Annotated in this window: 7 protein-coding genes, 4 tRNA genes, 3 rRNA genes and 1 other annotated feature; of the genes, 9 read left to right on the plus strand and 5 right to left on the minus strand. The window is 45.9% G+C overall.

Annotated elements, in window-relative coordinates:
* Positions 1-186: 186 nt before the first annotated feature.
* Positions 187-2,055 carry an FAD-dependent oxidoreductase gene (locus AC4PGZ_RS12050; protein WP_492158861.1) on the plus strand — a complete coding sequence of 623 codons (1,869 nt, stop codon included), beginning with the start codon at positions 187-189 and terminating at the stop codon, positions 2,053-2,055.
* Between the two features lie 94 nt (positions 2,056-2,149).
* On the opposite strand, the gene tig is transcribed toward AC4PGZ_RS12050, so the two are convergent.
* The 5 genes from tig to AC4PGZ_RS12075 all read right to left on the minus strand — a co-directional run bounded on the left by tig (position 2,150) and on the right by AC4PGZ_RS12075 (position 9,462).
* Positions 2,150-3,193 (minus strand): trigger factor, encoded by a 1,044-nt coding sequence (gene tig, locus AC4PGZ_RS12055; RefSeq protein WP_492158862.1) that lies wholly within the window; start codon positions 3,191-3,193, stop codon positions 2,150-2,152.
* Positions 3,194-3,296: 103 nt separating this feature from the next.
* Positions 3,297-5,603, minus strand: coding sequence for an HD domain-containing phosphohydrolase (locus AC4PGZ_RS12060; RefSeq protein WP_492158863.1), 2,307 nt, complete (start codon positions 5,601-5,603; stop codon positions 3,297-3,299).
* A gap of 43 nt (positions 5,604-5,646) precedes the next feature.
* Entirely contained in the window at positions 5,647-8,256 is a 2,610-nt protein-coding gene (locus AC4PGZ_RS12065) for a cation-translocating P-type ATPase (protein ID WP_492158864.1), read from the minus strand.
* A gap of 147 nt (positions 8,257-8,403) precedes the next feature.
* The gene (locus tag AC4PGZ_RS12070) at positions 8,404-8,748 is read right to left on the minus strand and encodes a hypothetical protein (RefSeq protein WP_492158865.1); all 345 of its coding nucleotides are present in this window, start codon (positions 8,746-8,748) and stop codon (positions 8,404-8,406) included.
* 186 nt (positions 8,749-8,934) lie between these two features.
* A complete protein-coding gene (locus AC4PGZ_RS12075) occupies positions 8,935-9,462 on the minus strand; it encodes a tryptophan transporter (protein WP_492158866.1) in 528 nt (175 codons plus the stop codon).
* Between the two features lie 111 nt (positions 9,463-9,573).
* Positions 9,574-9,908, minus strand: a binding site (T-box leader).
* Positions 9,909-9,971: 63 nt separating this feature from the next.
* Here AC4PGZ_RS12075 and AC4PGZ_RS12080 point away from each other — a divergent pair.
* The 8 genes from AC4PGZ_RS12080 to AC4PGZ_RS12115 all read left to right on the plus strand — a co-directional run bounded on the left by AC4PGZ_RS12080 (position 9,972) and on the right by AC4PGZ_RS12115 (position 17,392).
* The gene (locus AC4PGZ_RS12080; protein ID WP_492158867.1) at positions 9,972-11,570 is read left to right on the plus strand and encodes an NAD(P)H-hydrate dehydratase; all 1,599 of its coding nucleotides are present in this window, start codon (positions 9,972-9,974) and stop codon (positions 11,568-11,570) included.
* A 427-nt stretch (positions 11,571-11,997) separates the two neighbouring features.
* Positions 11,998-13,523 (plus strand): 16S ribosomal RNA (locus AC4PGZ_RS12085).
* Between the two features lie 404 nt (positions 13,524-13,927).
* A 23S ribosomal RNA gene (locus AC4PGZ_RS12090) occupies positions 13,928-16,831 on the plus strand.
* A gap of 71 nt (positions 16,832-16,902) precedes the next feature.
* A 5S ribosomal RNA gene (rrf, locus tag AC4PGZ_RS12095) occupies positions 16,903-17,019 on the plus strand.
* The 16S, 23S and 5S rRNA genes sit together here with 4 tRNA genes alongside, the layout of an rRNA operon.
* 47 nt (positions 17,020-17,066) lie before the next feature.
* Positions 17,067-17,141 (plus strand) — tRNA-Glu (locus tag AC4PGZ_RS12100).
* 7 nt (positions 17,142-17,148) lie between these two features.
* Positions 17,149-17,224: transfer RNA gene (locus tag AC4PGZ_RS12105), tRNA-Val, on the plus strand.
* 15 nt (positions 17,225-17,239) lie between these two features.
* Positions 17,240-17,313: transfer RNA gene (locus tag AC4PGZ_RS12110), tRNA-Gly, on the plus strand.
* 3 nt (positions 17,314-17,316) lie between these two features.
* A tRNA-Lys gene (locus AC4PGZ_RS12115) sits at positions 17,317-17,392 on the plus strand.
* Positions 17,393-17,448: the final 56 nt, after the last annotated feature.

Raw genomic sequence — 17,448 nt, forward strand, 5'->3', positions numbered from 1 at the left:
CTGTTTATTCTTATTTTAATGTATAAGTAATATTAAAACAATGCCTTTTGCTGAAAAAATGGAGCCAGAAAGCTTAATATTACTGAGATGCGAGGAGTAAACGATTTCCTGATTTGACAATAAATTTTGCCAGGGATATAATATAAAAGTCAATGATGAATCAAAAATAAAACAGATGGAGGAAACATGAAAGGTTATGGAAAAAGAATACTGGCGATCATGCTTGCAGCATCTGCAGCCGTCAGTGGTATTTTTGGGATTGATGCAGGTCCTGCATATGCACAGGAAAAATTAGAGACTCAGGATACGGTCATGCCTGTGAGCTATGAGGAGTATGATGTCGCAGTTTTTGGAAGCGACCCTGAAGGAGTTGCGGCAGCAGCCAGTGCGGCAAAAAACGGGCTGAGGACGCTGCTCGTGGATTTTGAAAGAGAAGCAGCGGGAGGGCTCTATACCCTCGGTTGGCTCAATATGATAGACTTCAACTATGCTCCCGACAACGAGAACAGCGTATTTGACACGAGATTTTATCCGGAGAATTATCTCAACCACGGGATATTCGACAGATTCTACAAGCTCACCGGAAAGCGGAAGGCATTTGATGTAAATCAGGCTCAGAGAGCATTTGAGACAATTCTTTCTGAGAGCGGTGCAGAGGTGCTGTTCATAGACGACAGCTCATTCGACTACAGCTATGACAGCAGTTCAAGAATCTCAGAGATTACGCTCGGCAAAGATACAGATCCTTTAAACATTAGGGCGAAGGTAGTGATCGACTGCACTCCGACTGCTGAAATAGCGATGAAAGCAGGAGCAAGGTTCCTTGAGGGAAAGGAAGACATGGGATTCAAGAATCAGTATCAGGCGACGACTCTGGTATTCAAGATAGATGGGATCGACTGGAACAGCGTAAGAGACCATCTCAAGTACGACGGAGATCCCAAGACCGGTGCAAATGGGACCAGTGCCTGGGGTTATGAGGAGATGTTCAATTGCCCCGTAGACAATCCAAAGATGCAGATGAGAGGACTCAACCTGGGGCTTCAGGATGACGGAACGGTTCTTGTAAATGCATTTCAGATATTTGACATGAATCCTTATGACAAGGCGGCAGATGAGCAGATAAGGCTTGAAGCCAGGGAAAGGATACTTAAGGACGTGATTCCGTACATGAGGGAGAACCTCACAGGATTTGAAAATGCAGAGCTTGTGGATGTAGCTCCTGAGTTCTATTTCAGGGAGACAAGGCATCTGGTTGCTAAGGATACTCTTACATCGGAGGCAGTATTCGATAACGTGTTTCCAAAGAACTTCATTGCCTCAGGAAGCTACCCTATAGACATACAGGCAAAGAAGAAGGGGGATTCCGGAACCATACTTTCAGGCACGAGGCCATATGGAATAACGGCAGGAATGATGATACCGCAGGATGTGGACGGGATATTCGTTGCGAGCAAGTGTGCAGGGTTTGATTCAGTGGCCTTTGGAAGCGCAAGGACGGTTCCGGTGCTCATGGGAATGGGCGAGGCTGCCGGAGTTATGTCAAAGGTAATAATAGAAAATTCCATATCTGTTTCGGAGATGGCTGAAAATGACAAGCTGCTCCTTCAGACAAGAAACATGCTCTTTGATCAGGGGGTGAGGCTGGTAGCTTATCAGAACAGCAATCCCATAGAAGAAAGCTATGCAAAGGAGCAGATAAGATACATGAGAAGCAGGGCGCTTCTGAGCATGAATTATGACAATGACTACAGGCTGGACGAGAGAGCTTCTTACCAGATGCTTGACAGCATGCTTTACCTTATCGAGAACAATTCAAAAAGCAGGATCGACAGGAGCCTGATTTCAGATATGGAGGAGGGCTCATATGTAGAGCTTGAGGACATGATTGCCGTAGCAGGCAAGGCTATGAAAAGAAACTTCAGCTCACTGGAAGGACTCAAAAATTCGTATGTAATAAGCGAATCCGCATACAGGGAAATAATGGATAAAGATGAATTCACAAATGAAGATATGTACTGTATAATGGCTGGAATTGTCAGAAGAGCAGTATGATAAAAAAATACCGCGGCGGAATTTTCCTGCAGCGGTATTTTCAAACTCATTATTAAATTATTATTCTTGGCATTATTACTGTTTTTAGAAAATTCTACTCAGCTTTCACCGCGTTTTCAAGAAGAAAATCCAGTACCTTGTCATACAGGGCCTGTTTTCTTATGAGGTCCTTGCCATACTGAGATATGAGCTCTTCAGAAGATTCAAATCCAAATGATCTTGTATATCTTTCTACAGATGCATCGTACTCATCATCGCTTACTTCCAGATTTTCTGCCTTTGCTATTGCAAGCATTACGAGCTCCTCTGATACTGTTGACTCAGCTCGGCTTTTTGCATCTGCCTGGAACTGTTCAGGAGTCATCTGAAGATATGTGCTCAGGAATTCGTCAACGGTTATTCCGTACTGCGCCGCAGTCTGCTCTATATCCTTGTTCATTGCCTCTATATATTCATTTGTCTGATCCTGAGGGTATTTAAGGACTTCTGATGATGAGACTACCATCTCAAGCAGGGTAAGCTTGTCTGCATAGTCTGCTTCAGACTGAAGCGAAGCCTTTACATCAGCTCTGTATTCTTCAACCGTCTCAAAATCTGAATTCTCCTTAACGAATTCTTCATTGAAATCGGGAACGATCTTTTCGCTTATTGAGTTTACCTTTACCTTGAATACCACTGCCTTGCCTGCGAGCTCGGCGCTGCCATATTCTTCGGGGAAGGTTATGTCAAGGTCTACGCTCTCTCCGACATTTACGCCTATGAGCTGTGATTCAAAGCCCGGTATGAATGTTCCGGAGCCGATACTGAGGTCATATCCTGTAGCCGTGCCGCCTTCAAATGCAGTCCCGTCAAGAAGTCCTTCATAGTCTATGTTTGCAATGTCGCCATCTTTAATCGGTCTGTCAGTGATCTCATTAAAAGTCGCATTTTCGCTCATTATCCTGGATATCTCGTATTCAACCTCTTCGTCTGTGACTTCTACTGCGACTGGGGTATATTCAAGAGCCTTGTAGTTTCCAAGCTTTATATATTCATCGATGTTCTTTACTGTCGCACTGTCAGTAGAACCGGCGCATCCTGAAAGAAGCATAAGCGATGCAAGGGTTGCTGCCAGAAACTTTGGTTTACTTTTTTTCATTTTTAATCCTTTCCTGTTACAAAATATAATGTTATTTACCATGGGACACCATAATACTATGATTTTAACACACAAGTGTGGAAAATGAAAAGGATTTACCGCTTCAGATCTCTTCTTCGAGCAATATTCCAGTGAATATATCGATTACCTCAGGGTCAAACTGAAGGCCGGCGTTCTTCTTCAGCTCCATTATGGCCGAATCTGTGGAGAGGCTCTTTTTGTAAGGGAGATTTCCGGTCATTGCAGTATAAGCATCAAGCACTGCCAGTATCCTTGAAAGAAGCGGAATCTCATGTCCCTTCTGCTTTCTCGGATATCCGTTTCCGTCCCATCGCTCATGATGGGAGAGGACGTATATGGCGATTGATGAATACTCTTCCTGCGATTTCATTATCTGATATCCAGCCTCGGCGTGTCTCTGTACGAGATCATATTCCTCGAGGGAAAGGTCTGAGGGCCTGTTAAGGAGCCTTGGAGGGATTATTATCTTGCCGATATCATGGTAATAGGATATGGTCTCAAGCGTCGATATCTGATCCTTTGAGAGTCCCATGGCAGATCCTATCCTGGCTGCGAGCTTTTTCATTCTTTCGCTCTGATCCTGCTCATAGCTGTATTTTTCGAAAAGATTGACTGTAATCAGCTCAAAAGTCTTCCTTCTCATCCGCTTGCCTGTGTTTATCTTATCGCTGTACATATTGTTTTCGGCGATTTTTATTATCTCGTCTATATTCTGGTCTGGAGACGTCTTGGTTGCATATCCTGCAGCTACTGATATAACTATGGATTTAAGGTTTTCTTTGTCTGCTGAGCCTGTTATCCGGTCCATTATGAGCTTTGCCTGTACAGCATCGGTCTTTGGAAGTATTACTGAAAACTCGTCTCCTCCAAGCCTTGCCACTATATCATCGTTGCGGCACTCTTTTTTCATTATCCCGGCGACTTTTTTGAGGAGCAGGTCGCCTGTCTCATGTCCAAATGCATCGTTTGTGAGCTTGAGGCCATTCACGTCAATCATAATGACTGATAAAGGGAGGTTTCTGAGGGTGTCGAGCCTGAGGAGTTCCTCTTCAAAGAATCTTCTGTTGTACAGGTCTGTGAGATGATCGTGAAAGCTCAGGTATTCTGCCTGCTTCTGTATGTTGCGCTCGCTGGTTACATCCCTTATTATGACTACTGCGCCCTTTGTAGCATTTTTCTTGTTTCTGACTGCAGAGATGCTGTACTGGACAGGTATCTGCAGACCGTCTCTGTGTACGAGAAGAACATCATCTGATATCTTCTCTGTGATTCCGGTCTTTATGACTCGTTCTACGGTAGTGCTGCATGGCATCGCAGAGCCTTCGTGCATGAAATTGAGAACCTCAGATACTGGTTTACCCTGGGCTTCTCTGTATGAGATTCCAGAGAGTTTTTCTGCGGCTTCATTCATCAGTACTATGTTCTGTTCATTGTCGACAGATAGGACGCCGTCTGCAATGGATAGCAGAGTGGTCCTGAATATCTCCTTCTTGATGTATACTGAATCCTCTATTTCCTTTCGGAGCATCAGTGAGAGCAGCAGCTGTCCGAAGTTCTGAAGCAGGTTCTGCTCGAGTTTGGAGTAGTGATATGAGTTCTTTATGGAGTTGAATCCTGCAAATCCATAGAGCCTGTTGTCATATGTCACGGGGACGGCTATAAGGCTTTTTATCTCATGAAGCCGAAGATGCTTTCTTTCCTCGATGTATCTCAGCTCGGACTCGTCATTCACGAAAAGCGTGTTGCCGCTTATATGGCACTGCACCCATTCAGGAATAAGGTCAAGCGATATGTCTGAGAGCCTTTCTATCCTGGGCTCTGTTCCTTCAGAGCACCATTCGTATATGTTTGAGCATGAATTTCTTTCAAAATCATATCTGAATATATACACCCGGTCCGCTCCTGTGGCATTTCCCATTTTTTCAAGGGAATCTGCTATTGCATATTCGATATCCTCGGTCTTTACGTTTACGAACTCCTTCGATATTTCATAAAGCAGGTCCTGTATCTTGCTCTGCTTGCTCAGATTTTCAGTTATATCTGTAAAAAATGTCACGAAATAGTTTTTTTCAGGGGAATAGGTGTTTACCGTATACCATCTCCCGAGTACGCCTGAATACTGCTGGAACTCCTCTTCGCCTCCGTTAAGGGCGATGTTGCCGTAAAATGATATCCAGTCAAAGGCCTCACTCTTTATATAAGGCAGGATTTCACTTATTTTTTTTCCTTTAATGTCAGTCACGCTCAGGCCGGTGAATTTTTCAAAGGCAGCATTGGCCTCTATGAAAATATAATCACATGGCTCTCCATCTGAGTTGCATATTATCTCGTGAAGAGCATATCCGACCGGTGATTTATCGATTAGACTTCTGTATGAAATATTCAGCATAAGATCATCTCCTGTAAATATGAAGTATAGTAAGCTCAGTATATCAGCTTTTAATGAGTCCTGCAAATTTGGCGGCTTCCATTACAGCGACAGGTACGAGTGCCATGATTACAGACATATAGTAAAGATATGGAGAAAGCACATTAAGGCCGAAGAATACTCTCAAAGGAGTGAAGACCACCATCGCCATGAGCAGTACAGAAATCGATGATGCTATGTTGAGATGTCTGCTGCTGAATACTCCTATCCTGAAAAGTGACTTTTCAGACCTGATATTGTAAGCCTGGGTTATCTGACACAGTGCGAGCACCAGAAATGCCATGGTCCGCCCGGAAGCTATGTCTCCTGTAATCTCTGATGCATACCAGAATGCAGACAGAGTTAGAGCTGCAAACATTGTGCCCTGAAGCAGCACCCGTATAGAGGTGGATACCGTGAAAAAACCTTCATCCGTCGGCCTTGGAGGCCTTTTCATTATGTCAGGATCAGTCTTTTCCATTCCAAGTGCAATTGCCGGAAAGCTGTCGGTAACAAGATTTATCCATAAGAGCTGAGTTGAAAGAAGAGGACTTGTTCTCCATAGAAGCATCGCAATGAACACGGACAGTATCTCACCTGTGTTGGTTCCGATAAGAAACATGACTGCTTTCTTTATATTTTCATAAATCCCTCTGCCTTCCCTGACAGCCTCCACTATAGTTGCAAAATTGTCGTCTGTGAGTATTATGTCTGAGGCTTCCTTTGCCACATCTGTGCCGGTTATGCCCATCGCACACCCTATGTCTGCGGCTTTGAGCGCAGGAGCATCATTTACGCCGTCTCCGGTCATGGAAACTACCGCGCCTCTTCTCTGCCATGCCCTTACTATGCGGATCTTGTCTTTTGGGGACACACGTGCATATACGGATATTTCTGATATCGCAGAGTCCAGCTGCTCCTCTGACATCGACTCAAGCTGGGCGCCTGTAAGCGTGATGTCTGAATCACTTAGTATCCCCAGCTCACGCGCTATTGCCGAAGCAGTAGATGCGTGGTCACCGGTTATCATGACCGGCTTTATCCCTGCGCCTCTGCAGGTTTCAACAGCTGATGCAGCCTCAGGCCTCGGAGGGTCAGTCATTCCTATAAGTCCGAGGAATGTCAGATCGTTTTCAATTTTTTCAATTTCCGGACCGGAAGGAAGCGATTCTATTTCTCTGTAAGCCACGGCAATTACTCTCAGCGCATCGCTTGTCATCAGGTCATTCATTCCAGAAGAAATTCCATCATGTTCGTTAATGCACCTTTTTATAAGGCTGTCATATGCACCTTTAACTATGACAGTGTTCTTTCCTGATATGAGGTTTATGGTGGACATAAGCTTTCTGTCAGAGTCAAATGGAATCTCAGCAAGCCTTGGATTTGTTATATCGATCTCATTTTTTGAGATACCCTTGCTGAAAGCCGCGGCAGTAATAGCAGTTTCAGTCGGATCTCCTATATGATCTGCTGAATCACCATTTTCGACTATGGCGGAGTTGCAGCACAGGGACGCAAGAAAAAGAAGCCTCCTCAGCTCTTCGCTGTCGTCTGAGCTGATTTCCTTCAGAGAATCCGAGCCTGATATGAATGCAGTCACTGCAGTCATCTTATTCTGAGTAAGCGTTCCGGTCTTGTCGGAGCATATGACAGATGCGCTCCCCAGAGTCTCTACCGCGGGAAGATGCCGTACTATGGCATTATGCCTGACCATCTTCTGTACCCCGATAGAGAGCACTACAGTCACTATGGCAGGAAGGCCTTCGGGTATAGCGGACACTGCAAGTGATACGGATATCATGAATATATCGGTGACAGGAATTCCGTCTGAGAGTCCGGTTATGAATATTATTACGCAGGCAGCTATCGCAATCATGCCAAGATATTTCCCCAGCTGCGAAAGCCTCTTCTGAAGCGGAGTCAGAGTGTCATCCTCGGCTGACAGCAGGTCAGCTATCTTTCCGATTTCAGTATCCATTCCCGTAGATACAACCACAGCTCTTGCAGTTCCGCTGGTTATGCTGCACCCTGAAAAAACCATGTTGTGCATGTCAGATGCTCCGGCGCTTTCTGATGGAATGAAGTCTGTATCCTTGTCTGAAGGTACCGATTCGCCTGTAAGCGCGGATTCATCGGACCTCAGCGAAGAAGCATGTATGAGCCTGGCGTCTGCAGGCACTATGTCACCTGCCTCAAGCAGTATTATGTCGCCGGGTACAAGCAGAGATGAGTCTGATATCATCTGTGAAGCATTCCTTATTACCCTTGCATTTTTTGAAGAAAGACTCTTCAGTGCAGCCAGTGCTTTTTCGGCGCGGCCTTCCTGAATGACTCCGGTAAGCGCGTTGAGCAGAACTATCGTTATTATGAGAACAGGTTCAAAAAAACCTGAAGTATCGTGCTCCTTAAGAGAGACGGCAAAGGATATGGCTGCAGCAACCAGGAGTATGATTATCATAATATCCCTGAACTGAGCGGCAAATCTTGCGACGGCAGATCTGCTTTTCTTCTCCTTAAGGACATTTTTTCCATATCTTTCAAGTCTCTCCTGAGAAGAGAGATCACTGAGACCTTTGTCAGGATCGGTATCGAGCTCTTTGTAAAGCTGCTCCAGAGAAATAATATGCTTTATCAAACCATGCCTCCTTTCTTTAACTTATTAATACAATTGATTTATACCCTTTTTGTTATCCTTGAACACCTTCGAGAACACACAAAAAAAGAGCTGCTCCGGATAAAATCAGTATGATTTTTCTAAAGCGCTCTCTAAAAACGGGTATATTTAATTTTTCGCTGCCAGTTTTTCTGCTGCCTTCTTTTTCTTAAGCTCAGCTTTTTTTCTTTCTACTTTTTCGATCGCTGCTCTGTCCGCTTCACGAAGACGTTCAAGTTCTTTTTCTATCCGCTCTCTGGAAAGCTCTTTATGTAGCTCATCCAGTTTTCCTGACACATATTTCTGAGTCGAAGAGTCACACATCTTGAGATAGCTTTCAAAGGCTTCAGGATATGAAAACTTCTTTTCACCTATATCTTCACTGAATTCAACCTTTATCATGTTGTCTGAGCTTGAAGTTATTCTGCCGATTCCAAATTTAGAATGCTGCACCTGTTCATCTATGAGATTCATGGTTTCACCTCCTTATTCTGCAAAGCATATAAAAAAGTGCCCCTTCAGCCGTAAAGTGCTGAAAAAACACTGTGTTGTCTATACTCCCGCATACTGTCCATATAAACAGTATATCATATAATTCAGAAAAATGGCAGTTTAAAAAAATAAAGGCTGCAGATGCTGGCCTGCAGCCTTGAGTAAAGCTTAAGCATAGGTCTTGATTGAAGAAAAAACCCTGTATATTATAAGTGAAACAAATGTGTTTGCAACAGCAGTAGGAAGTACAACAGTTATAAAGAGGGCAGAGAACGGAGCAGGAAGCCCGAACATCAGAAGCGCCGAGCCAAGGAACAGGACTCCGCTCACTATAGTGCCCGCCAGGCTAAGGATTCCTGTAAATATATGTCTGCCTCTTGCTGAAGCAAATGCTGAGGAAAACAGCTGAATCATAACATAGATGAATATTGCAGATAATACCTTATCTATGACTGATGGAAGCTGTCCACCGGGAAAGCCGGTAGTCATAGCTGCGATTATACCTGCTACGAAACCAGTAACTACAGTGTTTTTAAGATCCGGATTTATTATGATTGCTATGAACATGCATGCGAGCATGAAGTCGGGCTTTATTCCAAAAAACAGTGGAGGCGTAACGGCGTGAAGAACAAAACCGATACCGAGAAGTACTGCTGACAGAACGAGATTTCTTGTTGTGAAGTTTGAATTTTTCATGATAGATATCCTTTCTTCGCTTCCTGCGAAATAAATAAATTTTAAAATTTGTAGATTCAGAAATAAGCAGGAAAACAAAAAAACCGCCAAACGTACATATTTCCTCCATACATAAGGAGCAAATGTAACATTCGCGGTGCCATCCTTTTTAACGCCTTACCTTTTATATCATTACCGGATTCTCCGGCTCGTCCTGTGAATCAAAAAACCCCAACTCAAAGAATTGGGGTATGCAGGTCGAAAAGATATGTAAAGCATTATCTTATTTCAGGTACTAACATACCCTACCTCTGTAACGTGAGGAACACGTCCATGGCTAATAATCATAAAGACTTTCGCCGGGAATCTCATAGACCCATTCACTTAAACTACACTGCCAGGTTTCACCAACCCCCGGCTCTCTGCAAGCTTGATTCAAGTTACTTACTTCTAATCAACGACTTTTATATTGATTTGTAACAATATTAACGCTAAAATGATAATATGTCAATACCTTTTGGAGGAAAAATATGAAAATTCTAAACAGAGAGGAAATGCAGCAGGCGGACAGACATACTATAGAACATGTAGGCATACCCGGATATGCGCTAATGGAATGTGCGGCTCAGGCTATGCTTGAAGAGACAGAAAAATACATAGCAGATACATTCGGATTAGAAAGAGAAAAAGCCGGACCTGGCATCATAAAGCCTTCAGTAACTGTGCTGTGCGGAAGCGGAAACAACGGGGGAGACGGCCTGGTTCTGGCAAGAAGGCTCGAAGTAAGAGGCATAAAGACTTCCTCATGGCTGTGCAGACCATCAGGAAACCTCAAAGATGAAGCACTGAAGGCCTACGCGGCATTTATCCGGGCGGGATTCGTACTGAATGAGCTGAATCAGGACAATGCACAGGAATTAAACAATATAATAGAAGGCTCAGATTATATAATAGATGCACTTCTGGGCACAGGTACGAGAGGAGCAGTATCAGATTCATTCAGGCACATAATAGAAGCAGTAAACAGATCCAGGGCCAGGGTGATATCTCTCGACATACCAAGTGGGAGCGATCCGGACATTGCAGACATTATATGCACTATAAGGGCAGACATAACCCTTACAGTCCAGTTTCCAAAGACAGGAGCATATCTGCATCCGGGAGCCCAGAACTACGGAAAGCTGATAACCGTAGATGCAGGGATAATCCATCAGGAGAACGAACACTCTCCTCTGAGATACCTCTGGGACGAGAAGATGCATAAGGAACATAGTGAAGCATTTTCTCACTCTCTTGCGGATGATCATAAGGGAAAAAACGGAAGAGCCTTAATAATAGGAGGATCCAGGAACATGACGGGAGCACCTATAATGACGGCCATGGCGTGCGCGCGTTCCGGTGCAGGACTGATATCCGTTGCGACTACAGAAAGAGGAAGGGCGTCGGCACAGATACTTATTCCAGAAGCAATGTATACTGAGTGCGAAGAGTCAGATGGATTTATCAGGCATGTCCTTACCCCGGAAGATTCTGATATCATAGCTGTGGGCATGGGGCTTGGCAGAAAAGAAGTATCAGAAAATATCATCAGCGAGCTTCTGGATTCAGAGCACAACATCCTTATAGACGGAGACGGACTCAGGTTCCTGAAGGACATGATACAAAAACTTGAAGGAAGAAAAGGGATAACCATTCTGACTCCGCACCCTGGGGAAATGGCAACGCTGTGCTCACAGACGCAGGAGTATATAAGGAACAAAAGATTTGAAGCAGCGAGGGAGCTGTCAACCAGATATGGCATATATGTAGTATTAAAAGGACCTTACACAATAACAAGCTGCCCTGATGGCACACAGTATGTAAACAGCAGCGGAAACCAGGGTCTGGCAAAAGGAGGATCAGGAGATATACTCTCAGGCATGATAGCAGGACGCATGGCAGGAATCATGAAGAAAAAGGCTATATACAAGGAAGAAAGACGAGAATATCATGTCGAAATATCCGAAAGCATTATAGGGAGGCATATAGCAGATGCAGTATATCTGCATGGCAGAGCGGCAGATATCATTACAGGAAGAGGAAGGAGCATCACAGGCATGCTTCCTACAGATATACTCGCAGAAATATGATTGGAGCAATATTTTTTAAAACAATTTCAAAGGGCATCGTTCGGGAAAAAGCAGAATGATGCTCTTTTTTGAAGCTGAGAATACTTAAAAAGCTTACTTTATCAATACAAACCGAATTATTTTTATTGTATACAAAATAATATTCAAATATGAAAAATAGGACGGATAAAAATCCAAAAATTAATGTTGACTTTTCCTGAGTAAATTAGTATACTAAGAAAGTCGCCAAAACAAAGCAACATAAAACAGCGGCAGAAACAACAGCAACAGACGATACAGAATGAACCTTGAAAACTAAACAGCAGAATATACAAACCATTTAGATGAGAGCCTTCGGGTGATCATCAAAAAAGTAATAACCGTAATTTCATTTATGAGATAACGAAAAAAGATATGTCGGATGTTTAATCCGGCCAGTCAAACCATTAAATTTAAGAGTTTGATCCTGGCTCAGGATGAACGCTGGCGGCGTGCTTAACACATGCAAGTCGAGCGGAGCTCAAATGCGGATCCCCTTCGGGGGTGAAACATCTGAGCTTAGCGGCGGACGGGTGCGTAACGCGTGGGTAATCTGCCCTTGTCACCGGGATAACACATCGAAAGGTGTGCTAATACCGGATGAAATACAGACCTGGCATCGGGACTGTATCAAAGTCATGCGGACAAGGATGAGCCTGCGTCTGATTAGCTTGTTGGTGGGGTAAAAGCCTACCAAGGCGACGATCAGTAGCCGACCTGAGAGGGTGATCGGCCACACTGGAACTGAGACACGGTCCAGACTCCTACGGGAGGCAGCAGTGGGGAATATTGCACAATGGGCGCAAGCCTGATGCAGCAACGCCGCGTGAGTGATGAAGGCCTTCGGGTCGTAAAACTCTGTCCTAAGGGAAGATAATGACGGTACCTTAGGAGGAAGCCCCGGCTAACTACGTGCCAGCAGCCGCGGTAATACGTAGGGGGCAAGCGTTATCCGGAATTACTGGGCGTAAAGGGTGCGTAGGTGGCCTGACAAGTCAGGGGTCAAAGGCAACGGCTCAACCGTTGTAAGCCCTTGAAACTGTCGGGCTTGAGTTCAGGAGAGGAAAGCGGAATTCCTAGTGTAGCGGTGAAATGCGTAGATATTAGGAGGAACACCAGTGGCGAAGGCGGCTTTCTGGACTGATACTGACACTGAGGCACGAAAGCGTGGGGAGCAAACAGGATTAGATACCCTGGTAGTCCACGCCGTAAACGATGAGTACTAGGTGTCGGCCCTAAGGGTCGGTGCCGCAGTTAACACATTAAGTACTCCGCCTGGGAAGTACGCTCGCAAGAGTGAAACTCAAAGGAATTGACGGGGACCCGCACAAGTAGCGGAGCATGTGGTTTAATTCGAAGCAACGCGAAGAACCTTACCTAAGCTTGACATCCCTCTGAAAGCCCCTTAATCGGGGCCCCTCTTCGGAGCAGAGGTGACAGGTGGTGCATGGTTGTCGTCAGCTCGTGTCGTGAGATGTTGGGTTAAGTCCCGCAACGAGCGCAACCCTTGTCTTTAGTTGCCAGCAGCTTGGCTGGGCACTCTAGAGAGACTGCCGAGGATAACTCGGAGGAAGGTGGGGATGACGTCAAATCATCATGCCCCTTATGCTTAGGGCTACACACGTGCTACAATGGCTGTTACAAAGGGTTGCCAAGCCGCGAGGTGGAGCTAATCCCATAAAGACAGTCTAAGTTCGGATTGCAGGCTGAAACTCGCCTGCATGAAGCTGGAGTTACTAGTAATCGCAGATCAGAATGCTGCGGTGAATGCGTTCCCGGGTCTTGTACACACCGCCCGTCACACCACGGGAGTTGGGGGGGCCCAAAGTCAACTATCCAACCGTAAGGGGGAAGTTGCCTAAGGCAAAACCAATGACTGGGGTGAAGTCGTAACAAGGTAGCCGTATCGGAAGGTGCGGCTGGATCACCTCCTTTCTAGGGAGAAACTATTCTGCTGTTTAGTCTTGAGGGTTCATCATTTTTTTTGATGAAAAACTCAAAAATGTACCTTGAAAACTGCATACCAATTAAAAGAAACACATCTTTTAATTCCAGAATATAAATTACAGATGATACGCAAAGACGAAGAAAGAAATACAAATATACTAATCACCCTAAAAGTTGATAAAGTTATGTAGGTCTGAAATCCGTCGAAGGTAACACAAACTGTAATTTCATCGAGAAAAAAACAAAACAGTTAAAAATATCTATTATTTTTAACAACAATTCTTAAGTTGATTGCAAAATCATCAATAGATTTAAAGACGGCGAAAGCCGAGAGCGGGTGAGAGTCCCATAAAGAGAAACCAAAATTTGCATAGCAAATATTGATTTATATAGGTCAAGTTATTAAGAGCGTAAGGTGGATGCCTTGGCGCCAGGAGCCGATGAAGGACGTGGTAAGCTGCGATAAGCTTCGGGGAGGTGCAAGCAACCTTCGATCCGAAGATTTCCGAATGAGGAAACTCATACAGGGTAATGCCTGTATATCTCTGCATGAATACATAGTGCAGTGAGGGGAACCCGGAGAACTGAAACATCTAAGTACCCGGAGGAAAAGAAAGAAAACTCGATTCCCTAAGTAGCGGCGAGCGAAAGGGGAACAGCCTAAACCTGATCGGTTTTCCGGTCAGGGGTTTTGGACACCATCATGGAATAGAGGTATCATAGTAGAAGAGCTTTGGAAAGAGCCGCCGCAGAGGGTAACAGCCCCGTAAACGAAATGAGAAGACTTCCAGGTGTATCCAGAGTACCACGAGACACGTGAAACCTTGTGGGAAGATAGGGGGACCACCCCCTAAGGCTAAATACTACCTGGCGACCGATAGAGAATAGTACCGTGAGGGAAAGGTGAAAAGAACCCCGGGAGGGGAGTGAAATAGAACCTGAAACCTTATGCTTACAAGCTGTAGGAGCACGTTAATGTGTGACTGCGTACTTTTTGTAGAACGGGCCAACGAGTTGCGGTATTGAGCAAGGTTAAGGACTTCTGGTCCGAAGCCGTAGCGAAAGCGAGTCTTAACAGGGCGAAAGTTCAATGCTGCAGACCCGAAACCAGGCGACCTATCCATGGTCAGGTTGAAGTTTCCTTAATCGGAAATGGAGGACCGAACCCACGCACGTTGAAAAGTGCGGGGATGAACTGTGGATAGCGGTGAAATTCCAATCGAGCCTGGAGATAGCTGGTTCTCTCCGAAATAGCTTTAGGGCTAGCGTCGAGGTTAAGATTGCGGGAGGTAGAGCACTGAATGTCCTAGGGGCCCTTTGGGTTACCGAAGACTATCAAACTCCGAATGCCCGTACATCATACTCGGCAGTCAGACTATGGGTGATAAGGTCCATGGTCAAGAGGGTAACAGCCCAGACCGTCAGCTAAGGTCCCAAAATATATGTTAAGTGGAAAAGGATGTGGGATTGCACAGACAACCAGGATGTTGGCTTAGAAGCAGCCACTCATTTAAAGAGTGCGTAATAGCTCACTGGTCGAGTGGTCCCGCGCCGAAAATTACCGGGGCTCAAACATATTACCGAAGCTACGGATTCTCCGTAAGGAGAGTGGTAGGAGAGCGTCGTATACAGGCTGAAGCTGTACCGTAAGGAGCAGTGGACAGTATACGAGTGAGAATGTTGGCATGAGTAGCGAGATGGGGGTGAGAATCCCCCAGGCCGAAAACCCAAGGTTTCCTGAGGAAGGTTCGTCCTCTCAGGGTTAGTCGGGGCCTAAGCCGAGGCCGAAAGGCGTAGGTGATGGACAACGGGTGTAGATTCCCGTACCACCAAAGATCGTTTGAGCAATGGGGTGACACAGAAGGATAGCAGAAGCGCGCTGTTGGTTATGCGCGTCCAAGCGTCAAGGCAGTACCTGCAGGCAAATCCACAGGTACAATGCCAAGGCGTGACGGGGAGTGAAATTAAGTAACGAAGTCTGCGATTTCACGCTGTCAGGAAAAGCCTCTAGTTAGATCAAGGTGCCCGTACCGCAAACCGACACAGGTGGGTGAGGAGAGAATCCTAAGGCCAGCGAGAGAACTGTTGTTAAGGAACTCGGCAAAATTACCCCGTAACTTCGGGAGAAGGGGTGCCTGAGAAATCAGGCCGCAGAGAATAGGCCCAAGCGACTGTTTACCAAAAACATAGGTCTCTGCAAAACCGCAAGGTGAAGTATAGGGGCTGACGCCTGCCCGGTGCTGGAAGGTTAAGGGGATCTGTCAGAGCAATCGAAGCAGTGAACTTAAGCCCCAGTAAACGGCGGCCGTAACTATAACGGTCCTAAGGTAGCGAAATTCCTTGTCGGGTAAGTTCCGACCCGCACGAAAGGCGTAACGATTTGGGCACTGTCTCAACAACAGACTCGGTGAAATTGTAGTCCCGGTGAAGATGCCGGGTACCTGCGACAGGACGGAAAGACCCCATGGAGCTTTACTGTAGCTTAGCATTGAATTTAGGCAATACATGTACAGGATAGGTGGGAGGCTAAGAAGATGGGACGTCAGTCTCGTTGGAGCCGCCGTTGGGATACCACCCTTGTATTGTTTGAGTTCTAACCACGACGAGTGAATCCTCGTCTGGGACACTGCTTGGCGGGCAGTTTGACTGGGGCGGTCGCCTCCTAAAGAGTAACGGAGGCGCCCAAAGGTTCCCTCAGCACGGTCGGAAATCGTGCGAAGAGTGTAAAGGCAAAAGGGAGCTTGACTGCAAGACATACAGGTCGAGCAGGGACGAAAGTCGGGCTTAGTGATCCGGTGGTACCGAGTGGAAGGGCCATCGCTCAACGGATAAAAGCTACCCTGGGGATAACAGGCTGATCTCCCCCAAGAGTCCACATCGACGGGGAGGTTTGGCACCTCGATGTCGGCTCATCACATCCTGGGGCTGTAGTAGGTCCCAAGGGTTGGGCTGTTCGCCCATTAAAGTGGTACGCGAGCTGGGTTCAGAACGTCGTGAGACAGTTCGGTCCCTATCCGTCGCAGGCGTAGGAAATTTGAGAGGAGCTGACCTTAGTACGAGAGGACCGGGTTGGACGCACCTCTGGTGCACCAGTTGTCACGCCAGTGGCACAGCTGGATAGCTATGTGCGGAATGGATAAGTGCTGAAGGCATCTAAGCACGAAGCCACCCTTAAGATAAGATTTCCCATCCGTAAGGAGTAAGATCCCATGAAGACTACGTGGTTGATAGGCTCAAGGTGGAAGTGCAGTAATGCATGCAGCTTATGAGTACTAATAGATCGAGGACTTGACCAAAATTTACCTGGAAGAAAAAAGAAGCGAAGCTTAAATTGGCATGCAGTTTTGATGGTACATCCATCTAAGAATATGGTTGCAATAGAGTAGGAGATACACCTGTTCCCATTCCGAACACAGAAGTTAAGCCCTGCATCGCTGATAATACTTGGAGGGCAGCCTCCCGGGAAAGTAGGACGCAGCCAATTTAAAAAAGCACTTGAGCTTTTTTCAGCCCAAGTGCTTTTTATTGTATGGCCCCTTGGTCAAGCGGTCAAGACACCGCCCTTTCACGGCGGTAACAGGGGTTCGATTCCCCTAGGGGTCACCAAATTCCAGGGATCATAGCTCAGCTGGGAGAGCACCTGCCTTACAAGCAGGGGGTCACAGGTTCGAGCCCTGTTGGTCCCACCATAAAACAAAATAGCTGCGGGTGTAGCTCAGTGGTAGAGCCCCGGCCTTCCAAGCCGGTTGCGAGGGTTCGATCCCCTTCACCCGCTCCAGATGACCCATTAGCTCAGTCGGCAGAGCACCTGACTTTTAATCAGGGTGTCCCGCGTTCGAGTCGCGGATGGGTCACCAATTTTAAAAAAGCTATTGACAAATACTGCTAAACGTAGTATACTAATAAAGTCGCC

It is taken from the genome of Proteocatella sp. QWL-06 (assembly GCF_058684135.1).